Source organism: Plantibacter sp. CFBP 8775 (assembly GCF_014839505.1).
In the GTDB taxonomy this organism is placed as follows: Bacteria; Actinomycetota; Actinomycetes; order Actinomycetales; family Microbacteriaceae; genus Plantibacter; species Plantibacter auratus.
Genome location: NZ_JACYNV010000001.1, coordinates 869,759 through 892,359 on the forward strand (window position 1 = coordinate 869,759; position 22,601 = coordinate 892,359).

The 22,601-nt window shown below is 70.4% G+C and carries 24 protein-coding genes; 7 read left to right on the forward strand and 17 right to left on the reverse strand.

Annotated elements, in window-relative coordinates; genetic code table 11:
- Positions 1-55: 55 nt before the first annotated feature.
- Positions 56-970, forward strand: coding sequence for a VOC family protein (locus IFR14_RS04190; RefSeq protein WP_079704870.1), 915 nt, complete (start codon positions 56-58; stop codon positions 968-970).
- The gene (locus tag IFR14_RS04195) at positions 967-1,599 is read left to right on the forward strand and encodes an alpha/beta hydrolase (protein WP_191940339.1); all 633 of its coding nucleotides are present in this window, start codon (positions 967-969) and stop codon (positions 1,597-1,599) included. The genes IFR14_RS04190 and IFR14_RS04195 overlap by 4 nt, the downstream gene beginning before the upstream one ends.
- 17 nt (positions 1,600-1,616) lie before the next feature.
- On the opposite strand, the gene IFR14_RS04200 is transcribed toward IFR14_RS04195, so the two are convergent.
- Positions 1,617-2,081 carry an Lrp/AsnC family transcriptional regulator gene (locus IFR14_RS04200; protein ID WP_191940340.1) on the reverse strand — a complete coding sequence of 155 codons (465 nt, stop codon included), beginning with the start codon at positions 2,079-2,081 and terminating at the stop codon, positions 1,617-1,619.
- A gap of 106 nt (positions 2,082-2,187) precedes the next feature.
- Here IFR14_RS04200 and IFR14_RS04205 point away from each other — a divergent pair, with 106 nt between their 5' ends.
- Positions 2,188-2,661, forward strand: a complete 474-nt coding sequence (locus tag IFR14_RS04205) for a DUF2000 domain-containing protein (RefSeq protein WP_191940341.1) — start codon at positions 2,188-2,190, stop codon at positions 2,659-2,661.
- 59 nt (positions 2,662-2,720) lie between these two features.
- Positions 2,721-3,419 carry a Pr6Pr family membrane protein gene (locus IFR14_RS04210; protein WP_191940342.1) on the forward strand — a complete coding sequence of 233 codons (699 nt, stop codon included), beginning with the start codon at positions 2,721-2,723 and terminating at the stop codon, positions 3,417-3,419.
- A 68-nt stretch (positions 3,420-3,487) separates the two neighbouring features.
- On the opposite strand, the gene IFR14_RS04215 is transcribed toward IFR14_RS04210, so the two are convergent.
- Positions 3,488-4,528: a medium chain dehydrogenase/reductase family protein gene (locus IFR14_RS04215; protein WP_191940343.1), complete on the reverse strand. Its 1,041-nt coding sequence runs from the start codon at positions 4,526-4,528 to the stop codon at positions 3,488-3,490.
- Positions 4,529-4,621: 93 nt separating this feature from the next.
- Positions 4,622-5,167 (reverse strand): TetR/AcrR family transcriptional regulator, encoded by a 546-nt coding sequence (locus tag IFR14_RS04220; RefSeq protein ID WP_191940344.1) that lies wholly within the window; start codon positions 5,165-5,167, stop codon positions 4,622-4,624.
- A gap of 57 nt (positions 5,168-5,224) precedes the next feature.
- Here IFR14_RS04220 and IFR14_RS04225 point away from each other — a divergent pair, with 57 nt between their 5' ends.
- Positions 5,225-5,710: an SRPBCC family protein gene (locus tag IFR14_RS04225; RefSeq protein WP_085512028.1), complete on the forward strand. Its 486-nt coding sequence runs from the start codon at positions 5,225-5,227 to the stop codon at positions 5,708-5,710.
- Positions 5,711-5,717: 7 nt separating this feature from the next.
- Here IFR14_RS04225 and IFR14_RS04230 read toward each other — a convergent pair whose 3' ends face one another.
- Complete coding sequence (locus tag IFR14_RS04230) at positions 5,718-6,470, reverse strand: YqjF family protein (RefSeq protein WP_191940345.1); 753 nt, start codon at positions 6,468-6,470, stop codon at positions 5,718-5,720.
- On the reverse strand, positions 6,467-7,675 hold the full coding sequence (locus IFR14_RS04235; RefSeq protein WP_191940346.1) for an FAD-dependent monooxygenase: 1,209 nt from the start codon (positions 7,673-7,675) through the stop codon (positions 6,467-6,469). Before IFR14_RS04235 ends, IFR14_RS04230 begins: the two co-directional genes overlap by 4 nt.
- A gap of 129 nt (positions 7,676-7,804) precedes the next feature.
- On the opposite strand from IFR14_RS04235, the gene IFR14_RS04240 reads away from it, so the two are divergent.
- Positions 7,805-8,788, forward strand: coding sequence for an alpha/beta fold hydrolase (locus IFR14_RS04240; protein WP_124768512.1), 984 nt, complete (start codon positions 7,805-7,807; stop codon positions 8,786-8,788).
- A gap of 62 nt (positions 8,789-8,850) precedes the next feature.
- Here IFR14_RS04240 and IFR14_RS04245 read toward each other — a convergent pair whose 3' ends face one another.
- The 5 genes from IFR14_RS04245 to IFR14_RS04265 all read right to left on the reverse strand — a co-directional run bounded on the left by IFR14_RS04245 (position 8,851) and on the right by IFR14_RS04265 (position 15,103).
- Positions 8,851-10,341: an FAD-dependent monooxygenase gene (locus IFR14_RS04245; RefSeq protein ID WP_191941237.1), complete on the reverse strand. Its 1,491-nt coding sequence runs from the start codon at positions 10,339-10,341 to the stop codon at positions 8,851-8,853.
- Between the two features lie 152 nt (positions 10,342-10,493).
- Entirely contained in the window at positions 10,494-11,087 is a 594-nt protein-coding gene (locus IFR14_RS04250) for a class I SAM-dependent methyltransferase (RefSeq protein ID WP_191940347.1), read from the reverse strand.
- 26 nt (positions 11,088-11,113) lie between these two features.
- On the reverse strand, positions 11,114-12,292 hold the full coding sequence (locus IFR14_RS04255) for an MFS transporter (RefSeq protein WP_191940348.1): 1,179 nt from the start codon (positions 12,290-12,292) through the stop codon (positions 11,114-11,116).
- 212 nt (positions 12,293-12,504) lie between these two features.
- On the reverse strand, positions 12,505-13,902 hold the full coding sequence (locus IFR14_RS04260; protein WP_191940349.1) for an alpha/beta fold hydrolase: 1,398 nt from the start codon (positions 13,900-13,902) through the stop codon (positions 12,505-12,507).
- Between the two features lie 4 nt (positions 13,903-13,906).
- Positions 13,907-15,103, reverse strand: a complete 1,197-nt coding sequence (locus IFR14_RS04265; RefSeq protein WP_191940350.1) for a DUF418 domain-containing protein — start codon at positions 15,101-15,103, stop codon at positions 13,907-13,909.
- A 28-nt stretch (positions 15,104-15,131) separates the two neighbouring features.
- Here IFR14_RS04265 and IFR14_RS04270 point away from each other — a divergent pair, with 28 nt between their 5' ends.
- Complete coding sequence (locus IFR14_RS04270) at positions 15,132-15,728, forward strand: TetR/AcrR family transcriptional regulator (protein WP_191940351.1); 597 nt, start codon at positions 15,132-15,134, stop codon at positions 15,726-15,728.
- A 16-nt stretch (positions 15,729-15,744) separates the two neighbouring features.
- On the opposite strand, the gene IFR14_RS04275 is transcribed toward IFR14_RS04270, so the two are convergent.
- The 7 genes from IFR14_RS04275 to IFR14_RS04305 form a co-directional block, all read right to left on the reverse strand.
- Positions 15,745-16,359: a DUF6578 domain-containing protein gene (locus tag IFR14_RS04275; RefSeq protein WP_191940352.1), complete on the reverse strand. Its 615-nt coding sequence runs from the start codon at positions 16,357-16,359 to the stop codon at positions 15,745-15,747.
- Positions 16,356-16,955, reverse strand: coding sequence for a GNAT family N-acetyltransferase (locus IFR14_RS04280; RefSeq protein WP_191940353.1), 600 nt, complete (start codon positions 16,953-16,955; stop codon positions 16,356-16,358). The genes IFR14_RS04275 and IFR14_RS04280 overlap by 4 nt, the downstream gene beginning before the upstream one ends.
- 99 nt (positions 16,956-17,054) lie before the next feature.
- The gene (locus IFR14_RS04285; protein ID WP_191940354.1) at positions 17,055-17,492 is read right to left on the reverse strand and encodes an HIT family protein; all 438 of its coding nucleotides are present in this window, start codon (positions 17,490-17,492) and stop codon (positions 17,055-17,057) included.
- A 114-nt stretch (positions 17,493-17,606) separates the two neighbouring features.
- Positions 17,607-18,746 (reverse strand): 3,4-dihydroxyphenylacetate 2,3-dioxygenase, encoded by a 1,140-nt coding sequence (gene hpaD, locus IFR14_RS04290; protein ID WP_191940355.1) that lies wholly within the window; start codon positions 18,744-18,746, stop codon positions 17,607-17,609.
- A gap of 52 nt (positions 18,747-18,798) precedes the next feature.
- Complete coding sequence (gene hpaE, locus IFR14_RS04295) at positions 18,799-20,313, reverse strand: 5-carboxymethyl-2-hydroxymuconate semialdehyde dehydrogenase (RefSeq protein ID WP_191940356.1); 1,515 nt, start codon at positions 20,311-20,313, stop codon at positions 18,799-18,801.
- Positions 20,310-21,056: a GntR family transcriptional regulator gene (locus tag IFR14_RS04300; RefSeq protein ID WP_071261785.1), complete on the reverse strand. Its 747-nt coding sequence runs from the start codon at positions 21,054-21,056 to the stop codon at positions 20,310-20,312. The genes hpaE and IFR14_RS04300 overlap by 4 nt, the downstream gene beginning before the upstream one ends.
- Positions 21,053-22,549 carry a fumarylacetoacetate hydrolase family protein gene (locus tag IFR14_RS04305; RefSeq protein WP_191940357.1) on the reverse strand — a complete coding sequence of 499 codons (1,497 nt, stop codon included), beginning with the start codon at positions 22,547-22,549 and terminating at the stop codon, positions 21,053-21,055. Before IFR14_RS04305 ends, IFR14_RS04300 begins: the two co-directional genes overlap by 4 nt.
- Positions 22,550-22,601: the final 52 nt, after the last annotated feature.

Here is a 22,601-nt window from a genome sequence, read left to right on the forward strand (position 1 = left end):
ATCTACAAGTAAACGGGGTAGCCTGTACCGACCCCATCACCCGATCGGAGACCGAATGTCCGCTGTGCTCGACGAGCGTCTGCTCGCCCCGGAGACGTCGATGGGCGCGGTCACGCTCCGCGTCGGTGACCTCGACCTCATGTCCGGCTACTACGCCAACGCCTTCGCGATGGAGCCGCTCGAGGAGCGCAGCCGCGACCGCGAGGTGCACCGGGTGCTCGGTCGTGGCGACACCCCGCTCGTGCGGCTCGTGCACACGCCCGACCTGCCGGCCGTCGACCGGCGGCAGGCCGGCCTGTTCCACACGGCGTTCCTGTTCGAGGACGAGTCGAGTCTCTCAGCGACGGTCTATCGGGCCGCGCAGGACCCCCGTGGACAGTTCGTCGGGTCGAGCGACCACTTCGTGAGCGAGGCGTTCTACTTCACCGACCCGGAGGGGAACGGCGTCGAGCTGTACACGGACCGCCCGCGCAGCAGCTGGGTGCGCTCGGGCGACCAGATCGCCATGACCACCACCTACCTCGACCCGAACGCCTACCTGCAGCGGCACCTCACGGAGGACGCCCTCGGCGCCGGGCCGTCGCTGGCCGGTGCCGTCGGGCACGTGCACCTCCAGGTCGGCGACCTCCAGACCGCCCGAGCCTTCTACGTCGACGCCCTCGGATTCGAGACCACGCAGACCGAGTACCCCGGCGCGATCTTCGCCTCCGCCGGCGGGTACCACCACCACATCGCGATGAACGTCTGGAACAGCCAGGGCGCCGGACCTCGCGCGGCCGCCCTCGGCCTCGGCGACGTGTCGATCACCGTCCCCGACCTCGCGAACCTCGATACGCTGGCCGCGAGGCTGCGCGCTCGCACGATCCCCTTCGACGCGGACGGTCGTTCCGTGACCGTCTCCGACCCGTGGGGGACCCGCGTGACGGTGGCCCTGCCCGACCTGTCGACCGAGGAGCTGCTGTCCCGATGACCACCGCACTGCGCGACGTCCGCTCCGTCGACTGGGCCGACGCCGCGTCGTCCGCTCCCGTCGTCGCGGTGCTCCTCCACGGCTACGGTTCGAACGAGCACGACCTCACCGGCCTCGTCGGGCCGCTCGCGCTCGGGATGCCCTGGGTGTCGCTGCGCGCGCCGCTCGAGATGGGTCACGGCGGGGCGGCCTGGTTCGAGATCACGACGCCGGGCAACCCGGACCCGGAGCCGATCGCCCGTGCCACGGACGCCGTCTGGGGTTGGATCGACGAGCACGTGTCGGCCGAGGCTCGCATCGTGCCCATCGGCTTCTCGCAGGGCGGCTTCATGGCCTCGCAGCTGCTGCGCACGCGACCCGAGCGGGTCGTGGCGCCGGTCATCCTCGCCGGGTTCGTGCTGAGTGCGCCGCAGCCCGGCGACGAGATGCTGGCAGCGACGAAACCCGCGGTGTTCTGGGGACGGGGTCTCGAGGACCGCGTCATCGCCGCGCCGGCCGTCGCGCGCGCCGCAGCGTGGTTGCCGCTGCACACGACCCTCACCGAGCGCACCTACCCGGGCCTCGCCCACGGGATCGACCAGGCCGAGATCGACGACGTCCGTGGGTTCCTCGGCGAGCACGTCGGCTGATCTGTCGCCACAGTCGCTCAGTCCCTCGTCTCCGCGGGCATCACCACGTGCGGTCGCACGTGCTCGTAGACGACGCTCGTCCGGACGTCGGCGACCTCCTCGCGTTCGGTCAGCTTGTCGATGACGAAGGCGTAGAGCGCGTCGTTGTCGGTGACGGCGACCTGGAGCAGGAAGTCCTCGTTCCCGGAGACGACGAACACGCCGATGGTCTCCGGGAGGGTGATCGCCCAGCTGCGGAACGCGTCGATGTTGACGCGCGACGGCGGTCGGATCCGGATCGCGATGAGCGCCTGGACGGAGCGACCGAGCGACGGCAGATCGACGTCGAGTCGCGCGCCGCGGATGACGCCGCGGCGGTACAGGCTGCGGGTCCGGTCGAGCGCAGTGGTGGGCGAGACGCCGACCGCGGCAGCGATGTCCCGGTTGGTGCGCCGTGCGTCGCGCTGCAGTTCGCGCAGGATCGCCGTATCAAGTTCGTCCATGCGGTCGATTGTGCCAGTTCGTCCGGACGATGTACGGGGTTGAATTCGCTGTGGTGCCGCTCGACATAGTCTGATGGTCGATTCACGTACGACATCAGGGAGAGAGATGAAGGAACAACAGCTCGTCGGTTTCGCGCCGGAGGAGATCGACACGGCGGCGCCCACGCGGTCCGCCCGGCTGAAATGGGTCGTCGTCGTGCAGCAGGACCTCCCGGCCGGTCGAGCCGCGAATGCGGCGGCCTGCGTCGCGGCGGCGATCGGAGCACGGGTGCAGGGACTTCTCGGACCGGACGCCGTCGACGCCGACGGCTCGGCTCATCCCGGACTGCCGTGGGCCGGGTGCAGCGTGTTGACCGCTCCGGCCGAGCAACTGGCGGCGATCCGGACCAAGGCGGCGGGCTCGGACGGTGTGCTCGTCGTCGACATGCCGGAGGCGGCCCAGCTCACCCGGGTCTACGACGAGTACCTCGAGGCGGTGGCGGCGACCGCGTCGGAGGCCCTCGCCCCGCTGGCCGTCGCCCTGGTCGGGCCGCGCAACCGGGTGGACCGGATCGTCGGGCGACTGCCGCTGTTGGCCTGAAAGCGCATGCGTCAGGGCTTGGGGGAGGTGGGGTGCGGCGGGCTGGCTAGGGTTGGCGGGTGAGCACCACCGTCCATCCCACGCAGGTCGCGCCGTCCGCGGTCGTCGTCACCGCCAGCCGTGTGGTCTACCTCCTGATCGCCGTGATCATCGCGATCTCGCTCGTCATCCAGATCGTCCTCGTCATCACCGGCGGCGCCGACGCCCGCTCGGGTGGCGTGGACATGTCCGTCGGCCTCGCGACCCGCTTCGCACGTATCTTCAGTGCGTTCACGATCCTCAGCAACCTCATCGTGCTCGCGGTGTCCGTCCTGCTGGCGATCGACCCCCTGCGTGACGGCCGGCTCTGGCGGGTGGCACGGCTCGACGCCCTGCTCAGCATCGTCATCACCGGCATCGTCTACGCCGTGGTGCTCGCGCCGCAGGTGAACCTCACGGGGTGGGCGCTCGTCATCACGATCGGGTTCCACTACCTCTCGCCGTGGCTCACGCTCGGTGCCTGGCTCGTGTTCGGTCCGCGTCCGCGGTTCACCTGGAGCACCGTCGCCTGGGCGTTCCTCTGGCCGCTCGCCTGGGTGGTCTTCACCTTCATCCGTGGCGGCATCACCGGCTGGTACCCCTACCCCTTCCTCGATGCGACGCAGCTCGGCTTCGACGGCGCCGTCCGGAACGCGCTCATGGTGCTCGTCGTCGCGATCGTGTTCGCCGTGCTGCTCAAGCTCGTCGACCGGGTGCTGCCCGCCGCGCTCCGTCGCTGAGGTGAGGCATCTGGTCGCCTGCCAGCGTTCCGGGCGACCAGTTGCCTCACCTCAGCCTGCGGCCCGGCTCAGGGGTGCAGGACCACCTTCCCGTTGAGGGTCCGCGACTCGGCGAGTTCCATGGCGGCGACGATCTCGGTGAGGGGGAACCGGGCGGCGATGTTGGCGGTGATGTCGCCGTGCTCGAGGAGTCGGAAGACCTCGCCGAGGTCGGCCTCCAGGTGGCGGCGGAAGCGGGCGGGACGGAAGCGGTGGCCTGCCCACAGGTCGTAGAAGGTCGAGCTGCGGCCGTTCGGGAGGGCCGTCCAGAGCAGCGCCTGACCGATCGCCAGCAGGAACGGCGCCATGAGCGGTCCCGTGCCGCCGACCGCTGAGATGATCGAGTAGGTCACGAGCGTGCCGCCGCGGGCGAGGAGCCCGAAGGCCGTGCGGGTCGTCTCGCCGCCGACGTTGTCGAAGACGGCATCGACCCCGTCCGGCGCCAGCTCGCGAACGCGTGTCGCGAGCTCGGGGTCCGCGTAGTCGACGGGGATGACGCCCGTCGCGCGGAGTGCCTCGTGATGCCGGGGTGACGCCGCACCGATGACGCGGACGCCGTGGAGCCGCGCCAGCTGGATGAGGATTCCGCCGACACCGCCGTTCGCGCCGAACAACAGGATGGTCTGGCCCGGCTGGACCCGCGCAGCGCGATGCAGCATCTGCCAGGCGGTGACCCCGTTCACGACGACCGTCTCGGCGTCTTCGGAGCTGACGCCGTCCGGCACGAGGATGCTGTCGCGCGCGGCCACGACGGCGTGGGTCGCCCAGGCGCCCGTCTTGGTCAGGGTCGCGACCCGTTCGCCGATGAGGGTCGCGTCGCCACCGGCGCCCACCTCGAGCACCCGTCCGACGAGGTCGTACCCCGGGACGAACGGGAACGCCGGCTGGCCGAAGTACCGGCCCTTGCGCATCGACTGCTCGGCGAAGGAGACCCCGGTCGCCTCCATCTCGACCAAGAACTGGCCGGCGTCGGGTATGGGCGTCGGCACGGTGGCCAGTTCGAGGCCGGACGGCTCGACGAGGGCTGGCAGGACGACCTGGGTGGTGGTCGCGGAGGGTGTGGCGTTCATGGCGTGTTCCGATCTCGTGATGGTTGTGTGTGACTGAACAGTCACAACTGTGGGTACGAAAAGCAGCGGGTGCGTTTAGTGGCTCGGAGTCGATCAGTCGTGCCGGATGCCGTGGTCGACGACGCGCGCCCAGTCGGCGTCGACGTCACTGAGGCCCGCCTGCACGACGAGATGGCAGAGCTGCCCGTAGGCGAGACTGCGCTGGACCGCGCCGGCGTCCGCCCCGGAGTCACGGGACATGACGCGCACCACGAGTGCGAGCCCGGAACGGACCGCCTCCTGGATCTCGGGGACGTCGCAGGCGCTCTGCGCGTGCACCTGGAGGGCGATGAGACTGCGGTCTCGGATGAGCTCGATGTACGCCTGGGTCATCGCGTCGAGCTTGTCGTCCGGGCCCCACTCCGGGTGGTCCTCGACGGCTGCGGACATCGCGTTCGCGACCTGCTCGTAGCAGTGCTCGACCGCGGCGACGAAGAGGCCGAGTTTGCCGTCGAACAGACGGAAGACGTACGCGGGGGAGATCTTGGCCGCCGCAGCGACGTCCGCGACGGGGGTGGCGCGGTAACCGGCGATCGAAAAGACCTCCACCGCACTCGCGATGGTGCGGACGCGTTGGTCCTCGGCGGTCGATCGGCTCATGTGACTGATTGAACACGAACAAGCGATACTCGTCAAGCACCCGTGTCAGGATGGGGCATGCCCGTCGTCGAATCCCGCTGCACCGTGCCCGTCCCGCCCGACGTTGCGTTCGCGATCTCCCAGACCACCGGCGAGACCCGGATGCGCTGGGATCCGTTCATCCGGCGGCAGTACTTCCTCGACGGCGCGAAGGAGGCCGCCAAGGGCGTCCGCACCTTCACCGTCCAGCGGTTCGGGTTCCGGATGGTCAGCGAGTACGTCTCGTACCACCCGCCGACCAACGTCGGTATGAAGATGACGAAGGGCTCATGGTTCTTCGAGCGGCTCGCCGGCGGCTGGCGCTTCAGCCCGGTGGAGGGCGACGACCAGCGCACCCTCGCCGTCTGGCGCTACAACTTCACGTGCAAGCCGCGGTGGCTGGCGCCCATCGCCGAGCGCATCGGTGCGATCGTCCTGCAGCGCGACATCGACCGCCGCATCCGAGGCTTCGCGCGCGGCTGCGAGGACCCCGCCGTGCTCGCCGCGGTCGCTGCAGCGGACTGATCCGGCACTAGCGGGCGAGGAACGAGCCGATGCCGAATCGGGCGGTCACGCCGGGGCTGAAGAGTACCGAGTCGGGCTCGTGCTCGACGACACCCGGGAGGCCCGCCGCCGCGCAGAGCTCGTCGCGCAACGAGGTGACGCGCGCCGGGTGCAGGACCCAGGGTTCGTGTTCGTTCGGCAACCACTGCGTCCGACCGAAGCGGCTCTGGAAGAGCCCCCACCGCGCCGTCAGGAACTGTGACAACTCGTCGTCGACGGCCGTCGCCCGGTCGACGTCGACGCCGAGCTGGAAGCCCGGACCTCGTGTCGTCGGCGACGTGGCGATCCGCCGCGACGCGTACTCCCAGCCGTCGTCCGTCGGCCGTTGCGCGGTCCGCGCCCACTGGTAGGGCAGGCCGAACATCGCGCGAGCCGCGAGGACCGCCGGCAGGCTCGACGCCTCCAGCGACCGGAACACGACGCCACGACGCCCCTCGGCATCGACCCCGTACAACCGGACGTTCACCTCGGTGAAGGAACCGCCGATGGGCGACGGCGGCAGTGGGCCGATTCTCGCGTCGCCCAGTTGGAAGGCGATGAGTCCGACCCAGGTGGAGCCGTCGAAGACGTCGGGGACCACCCCGGGCGGGAGCAGCGGCGCGACGGCGCTCGCCGGGACGCGCCAGTGGACGAACGCCAGGTCCCGCCATTCCTGCGCGGCGACGACCGGGCCGGACAGTGCCGGTGCGCTCGAGGCAATCGGCCGGGGCTCGCCGGTCATGCCAGGTGCTCGTACTCGGGCAGGTCGATCTTGTCGGCCGGCGGGGAGAACAACTGCGCACCGACGAGCTTCGCCGGCTTCGACCCGGCCACACGGAGTGCGGTGCGGAAGGCCGCGACGCCGGCCTTCGACGTCGGATTGGCGAGCTGCGGCGTACCCGGCGGCAGCGACTGGGCCTGCTCGACGTAGGGGCGCATGATGCGTTCGTACCCGCGGAAGGCGTCCCGGTGGTGCACGTGCGCGGCCAGCTCACCGGCCAGTACGTAGGCGCCGACGATCGACAGGCTCGTCCCCATGCCGCTGACGGGCGACGCGCACCAGGCCGCGTCGCCGAGCAGTGCGACCCGCCCGGATGCCCAGCGGGGCGTCCTGACCTGGCCGATGGACTCGTAGTAGACGTCATCGCTGTCGTCGAGGTGCTCGAGGATCCGGTTCGCCTGCCAGGGGAGCCCGACGAACCGGTTCCTGAGATGCCGTCGCTGTGCGTCGAGGTCGCGGCGCGCGGGGACGACGCCGTCGCCGCGGTCGGACGTGACCTCCGTGAGGACGGCCCGGGTGGTGCCGTGCCGGTCGGGTCGGAGCGTGACGCTGCGGCCGCCGACGCCCGAGTACCACTGCCACCACGGCACGTCGGCGTCGTCGCGCGGGATGGTGAGGTAGGTCATCTCCAGGCCGAGGGACCGGGTCACCGCCTCGCCGGGGAAGGCCAGCTCACGGGTCGACGATCGGATGCCGTCCGCCGCGATCACGAGGTCGAACGCCTCATCCTCGCCATGTGCGAAGGACACGAGGACCCGTTCGCCGTCGTCGTCGAGTCCCGTGATGTGGTCCCCGTACCGGTAGGTGGTGGTGCCGTCCGTCGCATCGATGAAGATTCGGGCCAGGTCACCACGGAGGATCTCGACCTCGGCGGTCGCGCCGTCGGTCTCGGAGTCCGACACCGGGAACTCGGCGATCGTCTCACCGGCGTCACCGACGAACCGGGTGCCGCGCTCACCGGTGGTCGCCTCGCGTGCCGCGTCCTCGAGGCCTGCGCGTCGCAGGACCTCGCGAGCAGCGCCCCGGACGTCGATGTTCTGGCCGCCGTCGCGGAACGCCGGCGCGCGCTCGACGACCGTCGTCTCCCAGCCGTAGCGGTTCAGCCAGAACGCCAGGCCGGGGCCGGCGATGCTGGCTCCGGAGATCAGGACGCGGGGAACGGTCATCGTGGTGCCACCTCTCGGGGAGCGTGGGATTGCCGCTCCGGTTGCCTCCATCATCGCGCTCGCCGATCCGAATCCCGCATGGTTGACAGCTCCGACGGTGCGGGCGCCGGCCGCTTGTACGCTTGGGGCATGTCGAGGATCGAACGCAAGCGTCGCAAGCGGAGTGTGCGGGTCGATCGCGTGTACGACGGCGACGTCTACGTCCGGGTCAACTCCGTGGGGTCCAGCGGGGATCGCTCCTTCATCCTCATCCCCGGCATCGGTGTCTCGTCCACGTACTTCGAGCGCCTCGCGCCGCACCTCAACGAGTTCGGGCCGGTGCACGCGCTCGACCTCCCCGGCTTCGGCGGGGTGCCGCACCCCTCGTCGACGCTCACGATCCGCGAGTACGCGGACCTCGTCGGTCGGGTCATCGACGAGCTCGATCTCAAGGACCCGATCATCGTCGGCCACTCGATGGGCAGCCAGGTCGTCAGCGACCTCGTCTCCCGGCGCCCCGAGCTGTCGACCCTCATCCTCATCGGCCCGGTCGTCGTGCCGGGTCAGCGGCGGGTGCTCACCCAGGCGGTCCGGTTCCTGCAGTCGAGCTGGCACGAACCGCTCACGGTGAAGGTGCTCGCCGTCAGCGCCTACGTCTTCTGCGGCTTCAAGTGGTTCTCGCGGGTCCTGCCGGAGATGCTGACCTACCCGATCGAAGAGGCCCTGCCGAAGGTGCAGGCGCACACGCTCGTGATCCGCGGCGAGTACGACGCCGTCGCACCGCGCGAGTGGGTGGAACGGGTCGGCGAACTCCTGCCCTCCTCACGCCTCTGGGAGATCCCGGGTGCTGCGCACTCCGTCATGTACGCGCACGCCGAGGAGGTCGCGAAACTCTGCGTCGACCACGCCAGGCGCACGGTGGCGGACGGCGACGACGACCGACTCCAGGTCTACCCCGAGGACTCGGACGGGAGCGACGACAAGGAGCCGGAGGCACCGCAGCCAGCGGCCATCATCCAGGCCGTCGGAGGTCGGATCGAGGAGACGATCGGCATCGTCACCGACGACGACGACCGCGTGGCCGAGGGGAAGTCGCAGGTGGCCGACGCGGTCGCCTCCATCGACCACGACTGAGCGCTCGCTGAGATGCGGCGGATCGTCGCAGAGTCTCGGGGCGGGCGACGAACCACCTCACCTCACCGTGTCGGCTCGCCGAACCAGCGCCGGAGGGCCGGTTCGAGCGGCTCCCGCCCGTCGGCCAGCCAGACCACGTGACCGTCCGGGCGCAGGAGCACCGCTGTGGCCGCGAGCTCCGGGGTCGTGCTGACGACTCGGTCGACGCGGTCCGCCCAGCCGGTGACGGTGTGGGTTCCGGACTGGTCGAGCAGGAGTCCGCGACCTTCGTGGAGGAGGGTGAACAAGCGCCCGCCGTCGGCCAGGGGGAGGTCGTGGAGCCGTCGACCGAGCAGCGACCCGTCGTCCGAGCCGTCGTCCACCGCGGCGACAGGACCTCCGACGTCGTACCGGATGCCGGTTGACGCGATCCGCTCGCCCAGGAAGCGGGCCACGTCGTCGAACCGCATCAGCTCCGAGAACAGTCGACGCACCGCCTGCGGGCCGGGGTCGGGGGACAGGAGGACGCTCTGCGCTCGGGTGAGCGTGAGGACGTCGTCGGCGACCGGGCGGCGCTCCATCGCGTAGGTGTCGAGGAGGTCGGCCGGTGCCCAGCCGGCGAGCTCGGCGGCCAGCTTCCATCCGAGGTTGAACGCGTCCTGGATCCCGAGGTTGAGGCCCTGCCCGCCGAGGGGCGGGTGCACGTGGGCGGCGTCACCGGCGATGAGCACCCGGCCGACCCGGTAGCGCTCGGCGAGTCTCGTCGCATCGGTGAAGCGCGACAGCCAGCGCGGGGAATGTGCGCCGAAGTCGGTCCCGGCGAAGCGTTCGAGCCGGGCCCGGAACTCCTCGATCGTCGGAGTCGCCAGGCGTTCGTCGGCGGGAGCATCGGCGGGCGCCACCGCGCGGAAGAAGCCGCCCGACACCGGCCCGATGCCGAAGCCACGGTGCGTCTTCCGGACCTCCTCGGCGATGGCTGCGATCTCGTCCGCGGGGAGCGTGACCTGGATCTCCCCGAGGATCCATTCGGTCTGCGCGGGCTCGCCGGGGAAGCCGATGCCGAGGATCTTCCGGACGGTGCTCCGCCCGCCGTCGCACCCGACGAGCCACCGCGCCCGCAGGCGCTCGCCGTCGTCCAGCTCGACGGTGACGCCGTCGTCGTCCTGTTCGCGGGTGACGCCGTCGTCGTCCTGTTCGAGGTCGACAAGTGCGCTCCCGCGACGCACTTCGGCGCCGAGCTCGACCGCGCGCTCGGTCAGGAGTCGATCGGTCACCGGCTGCGGGAGACCGAGGACGTAGTCGTGCGCGGTGTCGAGCGGCACGGGTCGCGGTGGGACGATGCCGGCGAAGTGGCCGGTGGCCCCCGGGTGCTGCGTGCCCTCGGCGAGGAACCGGTCGAGGATGCCGCGCTGGTCGAGGATCTCGATGCTCCGCGGGTGGAGGCCCAACGACCGCACGACAGGGCTCGGCTCGGCGTCCCGCTCGAGGACGAGGACGTCGGCGCCGTGGAGGCGGAGTTCGGCGGCCAGCATCATGCCGGTCGGGCCTCCACCGCTGATGATGACGTCGTGCATGAGGACCCCGTTCTCGTGGTCGGAGGCGACCGCGGCCACCCATTCTGGAGGCCGGAGGGGGTCTTGCGGCAAGCCCCGGTGCCCGGCGTACTCTGGAACTGCGAGGAGACGCAGGCCCGCTGCGTCCAGCACCCCCGGCCCCACCCGAGGCGTCACATGCGGGTGGCGAGGATCGCCCCGTGCGGTCGCTGATCGAGGCTCGTCCTCGTGTGCGTCTCGATGACCTCGAAGCCCGCTCGGCGCACGTGCTCGGCCAGCTCCGTGATCGGCCAGCGATAGGCCGTCACCACGGCATGGTCGAACGGCTCGACCGATGGCCCCTCGAAGCAGCCGATCAGGAGTTCGGCACCCGGCCGGAGCACGCGAGCGAACTCCGCGAGTGAGGTGTCGATCGTGTCGGGACGGTGGTGGATCAGCGAGTACCAGGCGAGGACGCCGCCCACCGAGCCGGTCTCCGCGTCGAGGGTGTCGAGGCTGCCGAGGTCGAACCGGGTCTTCGGGTGCTCGGCGCGGGCATGCGCGATGAACTCGGGGACCAGGTCGACGCCACGGATGTCGAGCCCGCGCGAGGCGAGGTACGCAGTCCAGTGCCCCGGGCCGCAGCCGGCGTCCAGCGCGGGACCGGCGATCCGGTCGGCCCAGGAGGTCACGAGCTGCCGGTCCGACGGGTGCACCGATGCCATCGTGCCCAGCAGCGTCGCGTACTCGGCGGACCGCCGGGCGTAGGCGTCTCGGACGGTGCTCATGCTCTCACCGTATCGATGGGCCCGGGTCACGCCTGCAGTGAGTCGTCCCCGGTGGACGACTCACCCGGCGTGAGCGTGGCGAGCGCAGCCGCCACGAGGACGATGACGGCTGCGGCCGCGCAGATACCGACGACCGCGGTGGGTGCGCCGGCCGCTTGGATGAGGACGCCGGCGATCGCACTGCCCGCTGCCGCACCGATGTTGTGTCCCGTGTTCACCCAGGTCGTCGCGGCGTTCTGCTGGTACCGCCCACCGGCTGCGTGCGCGGCGACGTAGGAGACGATCATGATCGGCGAGAAGAACAGCCCGGCGACCGCGAGGACGACGCTGACGGCGAGGAAGCCGGTCACCGTGGCGATGAGCGATGCCGAGACGAGGAGTGCCCCCGCGAGTGCGACCAGCTGGCGGACGGCCGATCCCGGGACCGAGAGCGCCCCGTAGAGCAGTCCGCCGAGGGCGCTCCCGCCGGCGAAGAGTCCGAGGGCGATGCCCGCGGCAGCTGCACCACCGTGTTCCGCGAGCACGACCGGTACGGCGACACTGATCGTGCCCGAGACCGCCCCGGCGACCAGCACCGGCAGAAGTATGGCGATGAAGCGGGCGTCGAGCAGGAGTGACCGCCCACGGTCCTGCCGAGGGATGCTGCGATCCTGCGGCGCCATGCTGCCGACGGTCGACGTGCTCACGAAGAGGAGTCCGCCGATGAGGACGAATCCGGCGGGCACGAGGAGTGCCGTCCCCGGGGCGATGACGGCGAGGGCCAACCCGGCCGCCGCGGGTCCCGCGAGGCAGAGGAGCTCCTCGATGACCGCATCCAGGCTGAGTGCCTTGCGCAGGAGTTCACCGTCTGGCGTGAGCCGACCCCAGGCGACACGCATCGTCGGGCCGAGCGGCGGAGCGAACGCGCCGGCGAGTCCTGCGAGCGTGATCAACAGCGCCCCGGGAGCGGCGGTGAGGGACGCGACGGCCAGGCCCGCGATGGCGCCACCGAAGACGAGGATCAGGATGGCCAGGACACGACGAGCGCCGTGGCGGTCGATGAACCAGGCCCGAAGCGGTGCGAGGAGGCTCGCCGTGGCGCCGTAGACAGCCACCGCGACACCCGCGAGGGCGATCGAACCCGTCGCTTCGGAGACCGCGTAGAGCAGGGGGAGCAGTACCAGCGCGTAGGCGGATCTGCCGATGAGAGCGGACCCGAAGGTCAACGGGACATGGGGAAGTGCGAGCACGTCGAGATAACGCGCTGTCCGGGTGCACGACATGAGAAGGACTCCAGTGAAACGGGCGCGCTCGACGGCGCGCGGGGTGATCAGGATCGGGACGACGAGCGTCGGGGACGACGCGCGGACCGATCAATCACGAACTGGAGACATGTCGGGCAGCCTCCCGGCAACGACGAGCGTCGCGCTGCCGTCCGCTACAGCGTCGTCAGGAACGCCCGGATGTCCTCCGCGAGGAGCTCGGGCTCCTCGTGCGGCGCGAAGTGGCCGCCTCGGGGCATCGTCGTGAACCGTCGCACGTCGTAGCTCCGCTCGGCCCAGCTGCGCGGTGGGCTCGCAAGGTCGTGCGGGAACAGCGCGACCGCGGTCGGCACGTCGACCCGGTCGACACGGGTCGTGATCCCGGTCGCGGACTCGTAGTACGGGCGGAGCGAGGTGCCGATCGCGTTCGTGAACCAGTAGACGGAGGCGAGTGTCGCGAGGTACTCGTCGCTGAACCGGGACGAGACGTCGCCGTCGCAATCGCTCCAGGCCCGATGCTTCTCGAGGATCCACGAGAGCAGGCCGACGGGGGAGTCGGACAGTGCGGGAGCGAGCGTGAGTGGACGCGTGTGGTGCTGATGCTCGTACGCACCCTCCTCGGCGTCCCAGGCCTCGACCCGGGCGAGATGCGCCCGCTCCTCCTCGGTGAGCATCTCGGCGTCGACCTCGAGCGGCGCGGCGACCGCGAGGAGGTGGATGCCGGCGACCGCCTCGGGATGCGCCTGCGCGAGCCGAGAGGTGATCCCGGCCCCGAGGTCGCCTCCATGGGCGGCGTACCGGGCGAAGCCGAGGTGATCGTGCATGAGGGTGTGCCACAGCTCGTGGGTCTGATCGCCGAAGGTCGGCCGTTGCGGCGAGAACGGCAGTCCGGGCAGCGCGGGCACGATGACGGTGACGGCGCTCGCCGGGTCCCCGCCGAAGCGGGACGGCGTCGCGAGGCGCCTGGCGAGTCCGACCAGTTCGAGGGCGGTGCTCGGCCATCCGTTCGTGAGGACGACGGGGATGCCGCCCGGGGCCTCGGCGTCGAACCGGAGGTAGGTGATGGCGGCCCCATCGATCTCCGCCCGGTGCCACGGCAGGGCGTTGATGTCCCGCTGCTGTGCCGCCCAGTCGAAGTCGTCCGCCCAGTAGGTGACGAGCCGTCGCAGCTCGTCCTGGTCGGTGCCGGCCTCCCAACCGGCGGTCGGCCAACGGTCAGGCCAGCGAGTGTCGTGGAGTCTGCGGCGGAGGTCGGCGAGGTCGTCGTCGCCGACGTCCATGACGGTCTGACCCGCTGGCGACCGGGTCACCTGGTAGCGGCGCTCGATGCCCGCGGTCGCGCGTCCCCACGCGCTGGACGCGACGCGGGCCTGGTGTGCCGCGAACGACTCGTCGTCCTCGAAGACCTCGGCGACGTCCCAGACGAGCGGGTCGTCCGTCGGCGTCACCTCGAACGACACGCACCCCGGTTCGGCTCGGGTGAGAGCGACATGCTCCGGCAGATGGGTCTCGACGATCGCCACGTCGGTCGGTGTCGCGCAGATCAACTGGCCGGTCAGGTGCACGGTGGTCATGGTCTCACCGTAGCGAGGGTCGGCCCTCCGGCTGCTTCGTCCCGAGCTCCGCGCCGCGTTTCCAGAGCCACTCGACGGGACCGAGTGCGAACCGCCGGAGCCAGAGGTGGGCGAAGCCGGTCACGAGCGCGGCGATGACGACGAACGCGGCGACGGTGATCGGGACACGCCACGGAGCGGTGAGTTCGGCGAGGCCGAAGCCCCACCCGTAGAAGATCGCGCCGCCGAGGAGGTTCTGCAGGAGATAGGCGCTCAGCGCGACCTTCCCGAGTTCGCGGAGACGCGAGGCCACCCAGCCGTCGGTGCCGAAGCGACGACAGAGCTCGACGGTGGCGCCGAGGATGCCGAGCGCCACGAGGGGTGCGGCCAGGTAGCGTTCGGCGAGGAGTCCCGCGGTGCCGCCCCAGATGCCGAGGGCGAGGTCGATCGGGAGCGCGCAGGCCCCGATGATCATCAGGCGGCGTCGGAGTCGACCACCGGTTTCACCGAAGACGCCGGCCTGGAACAGGTGCGCGCCGGCGAGGAACATGGCGAGCGTGAGGAACCCGATCAGGACGGGCTCCGCGCGGAAGACCCCCACGTTGTCGAGCCGGAAGACCGCCAGGCCGAGGAACGATTCAGTGGCGTACGGGCTCGGTCCGGCGGGGAGCGGGAGGTCGCCCGACACCGCCGGCGTCGTGGCGATGAACGCGACGATCGTGCTGATGAGGAGGACGTGCAGCGCGCCGAAGACGGCGATCATGGCGCGCTGGGCGCGGGGCCTGGTGAGCAGGAGCCAGGCGACGATGGCGCCGGTGACCGCGTAGCCCATGAGGACGTCGAACTCTGCGATGAGGACGTAGTTCACGGCACCGTCGATGAGGAGCAGGGTGGCGCGCCACAGGTACCGGCCCGGCCAGCGCTGCTCGCGTCGGCGTGCGGTGGCGTGCTGGATCGCGAGTCCCGCGCCGAACATCAGGGTCAGGAGGGCGAGGAACTTGCCCTGCGTGAGTGCCATGAGGGCGAGCTGGATCGCGCCCGCCGCGGGGCCGGTCTCCGGCGTCACCGGGGCCGAGAGCATCCCGAGCAGACCCCAGGGGTGCGAGAACACCCAGATGTTGGTCCCGAGCGTGCCGAGGATCGCGAGTCCACGGACCACGTCGAGTGCGGCGATGCGTCGGGAGGTCGGCTGCGACGGAGGCAATACGCTCGTATTGGTCATGTGAAGACCGTACCCTGTCGAGTGGGCGATGGCGAAAGCGGAGGCGATGACCGAGCAGGACACGAACAGGGATCGGATCCTCGATGCACTGCTGCGGATCATGGCGTCGCGCGGCGCCGATGCGTTGACGATCCGCTCGGTCGCGAGCGAGGCCGGTGTCTCCGTCGGCGCGGTCCAGCATCACTTCCCGACGAAGGACCGACTGGTGGTCGCGGCGATGACCGAGGTCAACGAGCGCTTCCGTCGGCGCGTGGCAGCGCGGCTCGAGGCTGTGAACTCCGAGGAGGAGCGACTTCGGATCTTCTGTCGTGAGATCGCCTGCATCGAGGGTGATGACCTGACCGACGGGATCGTCTGGGTCGCCTTCGCCGCCCGGGCGAGCACGGAGACCGAGGTGCGAGCGATCCACACCGCTGACTGGGCCCGCACCGAGGAGGTCCTCCTGCGGCTGCTCGTCGCCGCGTTCCCTGATGACGGCCTGGCCGCGGACGATGCGGCACTCCTGCTCGCGGTGCTCGACGGCATCGCGGTCGCGCGAGCGGCGGAGCAGTCGGATCGGCTGACGCCGGAGCGTGCCGAACGGCTGATCGACGCGACGCTGCGGGGACTGCGCCGAGCGGACTGAGCCACGCCGGTCCGGCTCAGTCGACGTCCAGGTCGAGTTCGACGAGATAGCCGACAAGTCGTGGTTCGACATAGCCCGGTGGTGGGATGGTCCCGCGCGCTGCATGTGCTTCGGCTTCCGCGTCCGCGGCCGCTTGTTCCGCTGCGCGTGCTGCTGACCGGGCTCGTGCTGCCGACCGGGCGTCGGCGCCCTCGACCCCGCGCCGGGGCGGGATACGCGGCGTCTCCTGCACGATGGGCGGCCCTGGCACAGTTTCATGATGCGTCGCGAACGGGGGGTGCGGTACGCCGATGTACACGCCGCTGCCTGGGGGACCGATCAGTCGCCTCGCCGCAGGCAGGGCTCCGAGTGGCAACGGAGGGCGCTCCGTGTGGACGAGGCGCGAGAGCACGGACACCGTCGACAGCCTCGACAGCGTGCCCGTCAAGCACTCCGGAGCGGGGTCCTCCTCGTGGTGCCTCTCGACACCGTCGATACGCGCCGTGAGATCGGCTCCGATCTCATCGATTAGCCAGGTCCGCTGTCTGTCGTCGACGGGCCAGACGGACAGCGTCACCTGCTGCCCGGTCACCAGGGGGCCGCCGCAGCAGCGCCACTCCCAGCGGGTGAGCCAGAGGGTCCGCCGGGTCACGGTGCCGACTCCCCGGTGGATCGCAGGCGCGACACCAGCTCGGTCGTGGGTGTGGTCAGGACGCGGAGGGCGATCGCGTCGCCGGGCATCGGTACACGGCCGAGCTCGCTGAGTCCCCAGCTGCGATACATCGCTGCCGCCTCGGTCGCGCGCTCGTAGACGCCGATGAAGGTCTGTGTCTCCGTCCGGTCCTGCAGCAGCGCGGCCAGGCAGCCGCGGGCGACCCCACGTCCGCGCTGATCCTCCGCGACGGCGAGTTCGTGGACCACGACGGCGTCCTCCGGCCGCGCGAGCGCAGCCGATGCCGTACTGCTGGAGTCGGCCAGTTGCGCCAGGATGCCGAGCCAGGCCGGGTCGGCATCGAGGCCGTGGGCGAGCGCGAAGCCCACGACCCGGCCGTCGACCGTGGCGATGACGAGGCGTCCGCCGCGGTGCCCGAGATGCTCCGGGCCCCACTGCCGGATGGTCGCGAGGTCGATCGCGTCCTCGTTGTACGGCTCGGCGGTGAACGCCGCGACGAACAGCTGCGTGACCTCACCCCACACGCCGTCGGGTGCGGATCCGGTGAACGAGGTGTAGCCGACCGGGCTCATCATCCAGCCAGCATAGGGAAGTGGCAGAGCATCGAGCCCGCGAAGTGAGGCAGATCGTCGCATGAGCGGCGAGCGTGCGACCGTTCGACTCAACTCAGTGCATCAGTTCGTTGAGTCGAGTTCCGAGCTCAGGGCGGCGCGCTCAGCTGCGTCCAGCGGGACGAGTGGATAACGGCTCGCGTCCTCACGGAACTCATAGCCGTCACCGGTGGCACGCGGAATGACGTGGAGATGGGCATGGGGGACGCCCTGGTCCGCAGCCGCGCCGTTCGACATCAGCAGATTCGTCCCTTCGACAGCGTTTCCGAAGACGTTTCGGATCGCTCGATCCGCGCGCTGCGCGACGACAACCATCTCGCTGATCTCCGTGGGATGGAGTGCCGTGAGGTCTGGCGCGTGGCGTGTCGGCAGGACGAGCACATGGCCACGATTGATCGGGTGCCGGTCGAGGACAGCGATGACACCGGTTCCCCGAGCGACCACGTCGAACGTGCCCTCAGTGATGTTCGTGCAGAAGCCACAAGCGTCGTCCGCGTTCATGGGGCTGACCCTAGCCGACCGTGTCTCCTCGCGGACTGGTGTCTCCGGGTTCATTCGCCCATGTTTGGGCGAGCGGACATTGCGTCGCCCAAAGATGGGCGAATGAACCGAGGCCTAGAGCGTGTTGCCGAGCTTGAAGCCCTGCGCGTCGTCGCCCTTGCGGGTGTAGGAGAAGCCGTCGGCACCGATGGTGACCTCGAGCTCGGAGTCGTCGGTCCGGGAGACGACCGGCTTCGGCTCGCCGTCGAGGTCGAGGACGAGCGATGCGTCGGTGTACCAACTCGGCACGACGGCGTTGCCCCACCAGTCGCGCCGCTGGTTGTCGTGCACGTCCCACGTGACCACCGGGTTGTCGGGGTCGCCCGTGTAGTAGTCCTGGGTGTAGATCTCGATCCGGTGGCCGTCGGGGTCGCGGATGTACAGGTAGAACGCGTTCGAGACGCCGTGCCGGCCGGGGCCGCGCTCGATGACGTCCGACATCCGCAGCGCGCCGAGCTTGTCGCAGATCGCGATGATGTTGTGCTTCTCGTGCGTCGCGAACGCCACGTGGTGCATGCGCGGTCCGTCGCCACCCGTCATCGCGGTGTCGTGCACCGTCGGCTTCCGACGCATCCAGGCCGCGTAGGTCGTCCCGGCCTCGTCCTGGATGTCCTCCGTGACGCGGAACCCGAGGTCCTCCATGTACGCGACCGCCCGCGGCACGTCGGGCGTCACCTGGTTGAAGTGGTCGAGCCGCACGAGCGCGCCTGGCGTGTACAGGTCGTAGCGCCACGCCAACCGCTCGACGTGCTCCACGTCGTAGAAGAACTCATAGGGGAACCCGAGCGGATCCTCGACGCGCACCGAGTCGCCGATGCCCTTCACATACCCCTCGGCCCGACGCTCCACCCGGCACCCGAGCTCCGTGTAGAAGGCGACCGCGCGGTCGAGGTCCTCAGGACTCCGCACCCGGTAGCTGAACGCCGCGACCGCCGCCACCGGCCCCTGCCGCAGCACGAGGTTGTGGTGGATGAACTCCTCGAAGCTCCGCAGGTAGACGGTCGTCTCGTCCTCCTCCGTGACCACGAGGTCGAGGACGTCGACGTAGAACTTCCGGCTCGCGGCGAGATCCGTGACGACGATCTCCATGTACGCACAGCGGAGGATGTCCGGCGGGGTGGCGGCGGGCGTCGGGATGCGGTTCACCGGCACGGGGATCGGGTCGGTGGCGGTCACGACGGGCTCGGCCGACGACGGGGTGATGGGTTTCGACATGATCTGCGTCCTTGCTGATCTCGATTGCTGGGTGGGGGTCGACCGGGAGCGGTCAGTGCGCGGCCTGCAGCGGTCCGCCGGTCCCGAAGCGCGGGGAGTGCGCCTGGTTCAGCGTGATGTGCACCGCCTGCTGGTCGGTGTAGAAGTCGATCGAGCGGTAGCCGCCCTCATGCCCGAGGCCCGAGGCCTTGACCCCGCCGAACGGCGTGCGGAGGTCGCGCACATTGTTCGAGTTCAGCCACACCATCCCGGCCTGCACGTTCTGCGAGAAGGTGTGGGCCCGCTTGAGGTCGTTCGTCCAGATGTAGGCGGCGAGCCCGTACTTCGTGTCGTTCGCGAGCGCGAGTGCCTCCTCGTCGGAGTCGAACGGGGTGATGGCGACGACCGGCCCGAAGATCTCCTCCTGGAAGATGCGGGCGGTCGGCGGTACGTCGGCGAAGACCGTCGGCGCGACGTAGTTGCCGGTCGGGAACCCCTCGGGGCGACCACCACCGGCGACGAGGCGGCCCTCGGTCTTGCCGATCTCGACGTAGCCCATGACCTTCTCGTAGTGCTCCGGGTGCACGAGCGCGCCGACCTCGGTGGCCGGGTCGTTCGGGTGCCCGACGACGATGTTGCGGGCCCGCTCGGCGTAGCGCTCGACGAAGTCGTCGTAGACACTCCGCTCGACGAGGATGCGGCTGCCGGCGGTGCAGCGCTCGCCGTTCAACGAGAACACCCCGAACACCGTCGCGTCGAGGGCGTCGTCGAGGTCGGCGTCGGCGAACACGACGGCCGGCGACTTGCCGCCCAGCTCCATCGAGAGCCCCTTCAGGAACGGCGCGGCGTTCGCGAAGATGAGCTGACCGGTGCTGCTCTCGCCGGTGAACGAGATGAGCGGCACGTCCGGGTGCTTCACGAGGGCGTCGCCGGCGTCCTCACCGAGCCCGTTCACGAGGTTGAACACGCCGTCGGGCACTCCGGCGTCGCGGAAGATGTCCGCCCACAGGCTCGCCGAGAGCGGGGTGAACTCCGCCGGCTTCAGGACGACCGTGTTCCCGGTCGCGAGGGCCGGAGCGAGCTTCCAGCTCTCGAGCATGAACGGCGTGTTCCACGGCGTGATGAGCCCCGCGACACCGAGGGGCTTGCGGTTGACGTAGTTGAGCTGCCGCCCGGGCACCTTGTAGGTGTCGTCGTGCTGGGCGACGATCAGGTCGGCGAAGAACCGGAAGTTCTCCGCGGCGCGCTTTGCCTGCCCGAGCGCCTGCGTGATCGGCAGCCCGGTGTCGAAGCTCTCCAGCTCCGCGAGGCGGGCGTCCTGCGCTTCGACGGCGTCGGCGACCCGGTGCAGGATCCGGCTGCGCTCGCGGGGGAGGAGCCGCGGCCACGGACCCTCGTCGAAGGCGCGCTTGGCGGCGGCGACGGCGAGGTCGATGTCCGCCTGCTTGCCGGCGGCGGCCCGGACATAGGTCTCGTTCGACACCGGGTCGAGGACGTCGAAGGTGTCGCCGTCGACCGAGTCGACGAACGCGCCGTCGATGTAGTGCCGGATACGGTCGGGCAACGCTGCCGGAACGTGCTGGGTCATGGGTGGTTCCTCCGGTCGGTGGTGGACGGCGGTGACGACGGCGGGCGGGCCGTGGTGGGCGGCTGGTGCTCCGCCTGGTACGCGAGCATGGCGTCGAGCGTCGCGGTGCGGTGGTCGCGGGCGGCGATCTCGATCTCGAGCGGCTGCGCGCCGGCGGCGATGAGTTCGAGGATGCCGTCGTGCTCGGCGACCGACTCCCGCGCGCGGCCGGGCACGAAGCTGAACGTCGAATCGCGGAGCGCGTTCAGCCGCCGCCAGCCGCGGTGGACGAGGTCGAGGACGTGCGGGTTCGGGCACTCCTCGAAGAGGACGGTGTGGAACTCCAGGTTCAACGCCGTGAACGCGTGCGGATCGAAGTCGTCGAGGGTGCGGCGCATCCGCTCGTTGATCTCGCGGGCGCGGGCCAGGTGGTCGTCGGTGAGGTAGGCGGCGCTCATCGAGGTCGCTGCGCCCTCGACGAGGGCGAGCGTCTGCATCGTGAAGAGGTACTCGGTCTCGTGCAGCATCGCGACCTGCGCGCCGACGTTGCGCTCGAACGTCACGAGCCCCTCGGCCTCCAGCCGCCGGATCGCCTCACGCACCGGGACGACACTGATGTCGAGCTCGCCGGCGATCTGGCCGAGCACCAGCCGGTACCCGGGGACGAAGCGCCCCTCGTCGATGGCCTCGCGGATGAACCGGTAGGCGCGCTCGGACTTGCTGAGCGACGCCTCCTGCCCGGTCGTCGGGTGTGGCCCGCTCATCGTCCCTGCTCGCTCTCGTATCGCGCCCGCCACTCGGCGTTCAGCGGGAAGAGTCCGTCGACGGCGGCACCGCCACGGACCTGCTCGGCGATCCACGCGTCCTCCGCCTCCTGCACGACCGCCTCCGCGGCGACCTCGGCGGCGAGCGCCCGAGGGATCGCGATGACGCCGTCACCGTCCCCGACGATCACGTCGCCCGGCAGGACGGTCGCCCCACCGCAGGTGATCGCGACATCGGTCTCCCACGGCACATGGCGGCGCCCGAGGACGGACGGGTGCGGACCCTGCGAGAAGGTCGGCAGGTCGAACGCCGCGACCTGCTCGGCATCGCGGATGCCGCCGTCGGTGACGACCCCGGCCGATCCCCGTTGCTGCGCCCGAAGTGCGAGGACGTCGCCGACGGTGCCCGTGCCGCGCTCACCGCGTGCCTCGATCACGATGACCTCGCCGGACTCGACGGTGTCGAAGATGCGCTTCTGCGCGTTGAAGCCGTTCCCACGCTCGGCGAAGAGGTCGGGCCGGTAGGCGACGAAGCGGAGGGTGCGGGCCACGCCGACCATGCGCGTGCCCGGTCGTGAGGCGTGGACGCCCTCGATGAAGACCTCGGTGTACCCGCGGGCCCGCAGCTTGGCGCTCAGCGTCGCCGTCGAGACCGAGGCGAGCTGCTCGGCGACCGCGGGGTCGAGCGGTTCGGCGGGCGATGCAGCGGTGAGAGGCTCAGCCGGTGCAGGCAGACCCGCCGCCACAGCGTCCCCCCAGGCCTCGATCCGCTGATGGTCGTCGACGACCGGCTTCGCGCCGAACCCGCCGAAGGGCTCGGTGCCCTCGACGACCGTCGTCACGAGTCGACCGCTCGTCGGGGTGCCGGGTGCGGTCGGTGCGTCGACCTCGACCTCGACGACGTCGCCGGGCACGACGACGGAGGAGCCGGCGGGTGTGCCGGTGAGGATGACATCGCCGGGCTCGAGCGTCGAGAGCTGCGAGAGGTCGGCGATGAGCTGGGCGAAGGGGAAGAGCAGCGTGTCGCTCGTGTCGTCCTGGACCACGACGCCGTTGACCCAGGTGCGCACGCGGAGAGCGGCCGGATCGATCTGCTCGGCGGGGATGACGGACGGGCCGAGGGGCGTGTAGCCGTCGCCGCCCTTCGAGCGCAGGTTCGACCCCTTGTCGGCACTGCGGAGGTCGTAGAGCCCGAAGTCGTTCGCCGCGGTGACGCCAGAGGCGTGCTGCCAGGCGTCCTCGACGCTCACGCGGCGCGCCGCGGTACCGATGATGATCGCGATCTCGCCCTCGAAGGCGAGCAGTTCCGCGCCGGCCGGGCGCTCGATGGTGCCGCCCGTGCTCGAGACGGAGGACCACGGCTTGAGGAAGTACGAGGGGTGCTCCGGCGTGCGGCCGCGCTGGGCGGCCCGTGACGGGTAGTTGAGGTGGACGGCGATGATCTTGCCGCCCCCGCTGTTCGGGAGGCCTTCGATGCCCTGGTGGCTGCTCATCACACGTCCTCGTTGTCGGTATCCAGAATCGTATACGATCCGGACACAGTGG

What these genes read in the sequence shown, in the direction of transcription:
- IFR14_RS04190 (WP_079704870.1), top strand. Translation starts at nt 56, where the DNA reads ATGTCCGCTGTGCTCGACGAGCGTCTGCTCGCCCCGGAGACGTCGATG.
- IFR14_RS04195 (WP_191940339.1), top strand. Translation starts at nt 967, where the DNA reads ATGACCACCGCACTGCGCGACGTCCGCTCCGTCGACTGGGCCGACGCC.
- IFR14_RS04200 (WP_191940340.1), bottom strand. Translation starts at nt 2,081, where the DNA reads ATGGACGAACTTGATACGGCGATCCTGCGCGAACTGCAGCGCGACGCA.
- IFR14_RS04205 (WP_191940341.1), top strand. Translation starts at nt 2,188, where the DNA reads ATGAAGGAACAACAGCTCGTCGGTTTCGCGCCGGAGGAGATCGACACG.
- IFR14_RS04215 (WP_191940343.1), bottom strand. Translation starts at nt 4,528, where the DNA reads ATGAACGCCACACCCTCCGCGACCACCACCCAGGTCGTCCTGCCAGCC.
- IFR14_RS04220 (WP_191940344.1), bottom strand. Translation starts at nt 5,167, where the DNA reads ATGAGCCGATCGACCGCCGAGGACCAACGCGTCCGCACCATCGCGAGT.
- IFR14_RS04225 (WP_085512028.1), top strand. Translation starts at nt 5,225, where the DNA reads ATGCCCGTCGTCGAATCCCGCTGCACCGTGCCCGTCCCGCCCGACGTT.
- IFR14_RS04230 (WP_191940345.1), bottom strand. Translation starts at nt 6,470, where the DNA reads ATGACCGGCGAGCCCCGGCCGATTGCCTCGAGCGCACCGGCACTGTCC.
- IFR14_RS04235 (WP_191940346.1), bottom strand. Translation starts at nt 7,675, where the DNA reads ATGACCGTTCCCCGCGTCCTGATCTCCGGAGCCAGCATCGCCGGCCCC.
- IFR14_RS04240 (WP_124768512.1), top strand. Translation starts at nt 7,805, where the DNA reads ATGTCGAGGATCGAACGCAAGCGTCGCAAGCGGAGTGTGCGGGTCGAT.
- IFR14_RS04245 (WP_191941237.1), bottom strand. Translation starts at nt 10,341, where the DNA reads ATGCACGACGTCATCATCAGCGGTGGAGGCCCGACCGGCATGATGCTG.
- IFR14_RS04250 (WP_191940347.1), bottom strand. Translation starts at nt 11,087, where the DNA reads ATGAGCACCGTCCGAGACGCCTACGCCCGGCGGTCCGCCGAGTACGCG.
- IFR14_RS04260 (WP_191940349.1), bottom strand. Translation starts at nt 13,902, where the DNA reads ATGACCACCGTGCACCTGACCGGCCAGTTGATCTGCGCGACACCGACC.
- IFR14_RS04265 (WP_191940350.1), bottom strand. Translation starts at nt 15,103, where the DNA reads ATGACCAATACGAGCGTATTGCCTCCGTCGCAGCCGACCTCCCGACGC.
- IFR14_RS04270 (WP_191940351.1), top strand. Translation starts at nt 15,132, where the DNA reads ATGGCGAAAGCGGAGGCGATGACCGAGCAGGACACGAACAGGGATCGG.
- IFR14_RS04280 (WP_191940353.1), bottom strand. Translation starts at nt 16,955, where the DNA reads ATGATGAGCCCGGTCGGCTACACCTCGTTCACCGGATCCGCACCCGAC.
- IFR14_RS04285 (WP_191940354.1), bottom strand. Translation starts at nt 17,492, where the DNA reads ATGAACGCGGACGACGCTTGTGGCTTCTGCACGAACATCACTGAGGGC.
- hpaD (WP_191940355.1), bottom strand. Translation starts at nt 18,746, where the DNA reads ATGTCGAAACCCATCACCCCGTCGTCGGCCGAGCCCGTCGTGACCGCC.
- hpaE (WP_191940356.1), bottom strand. Translation starts at nt 20,313, where the DNA reads ATGACCCAGCACGTTCCGGCAGCGTTGCCCGACCGTATCCGGCACTAC.
- IFR14_RS04300 (WP_071261785.1), bottom strand. Translation starts at nt 21,056, where the DNA reads ATGAGCGGGCCACACCCGACGACCGGGCAGGAGGCGTCGCTCAGCAAG.
- IFR14_RS04305 (WP_191940357.1), bottom strand. Translation starts at nt 22,549, where the DNA reads ATGAGCAGCCACCAGGGCATCGAAGGCCTCCCGAACAGCGGGGGCGGC.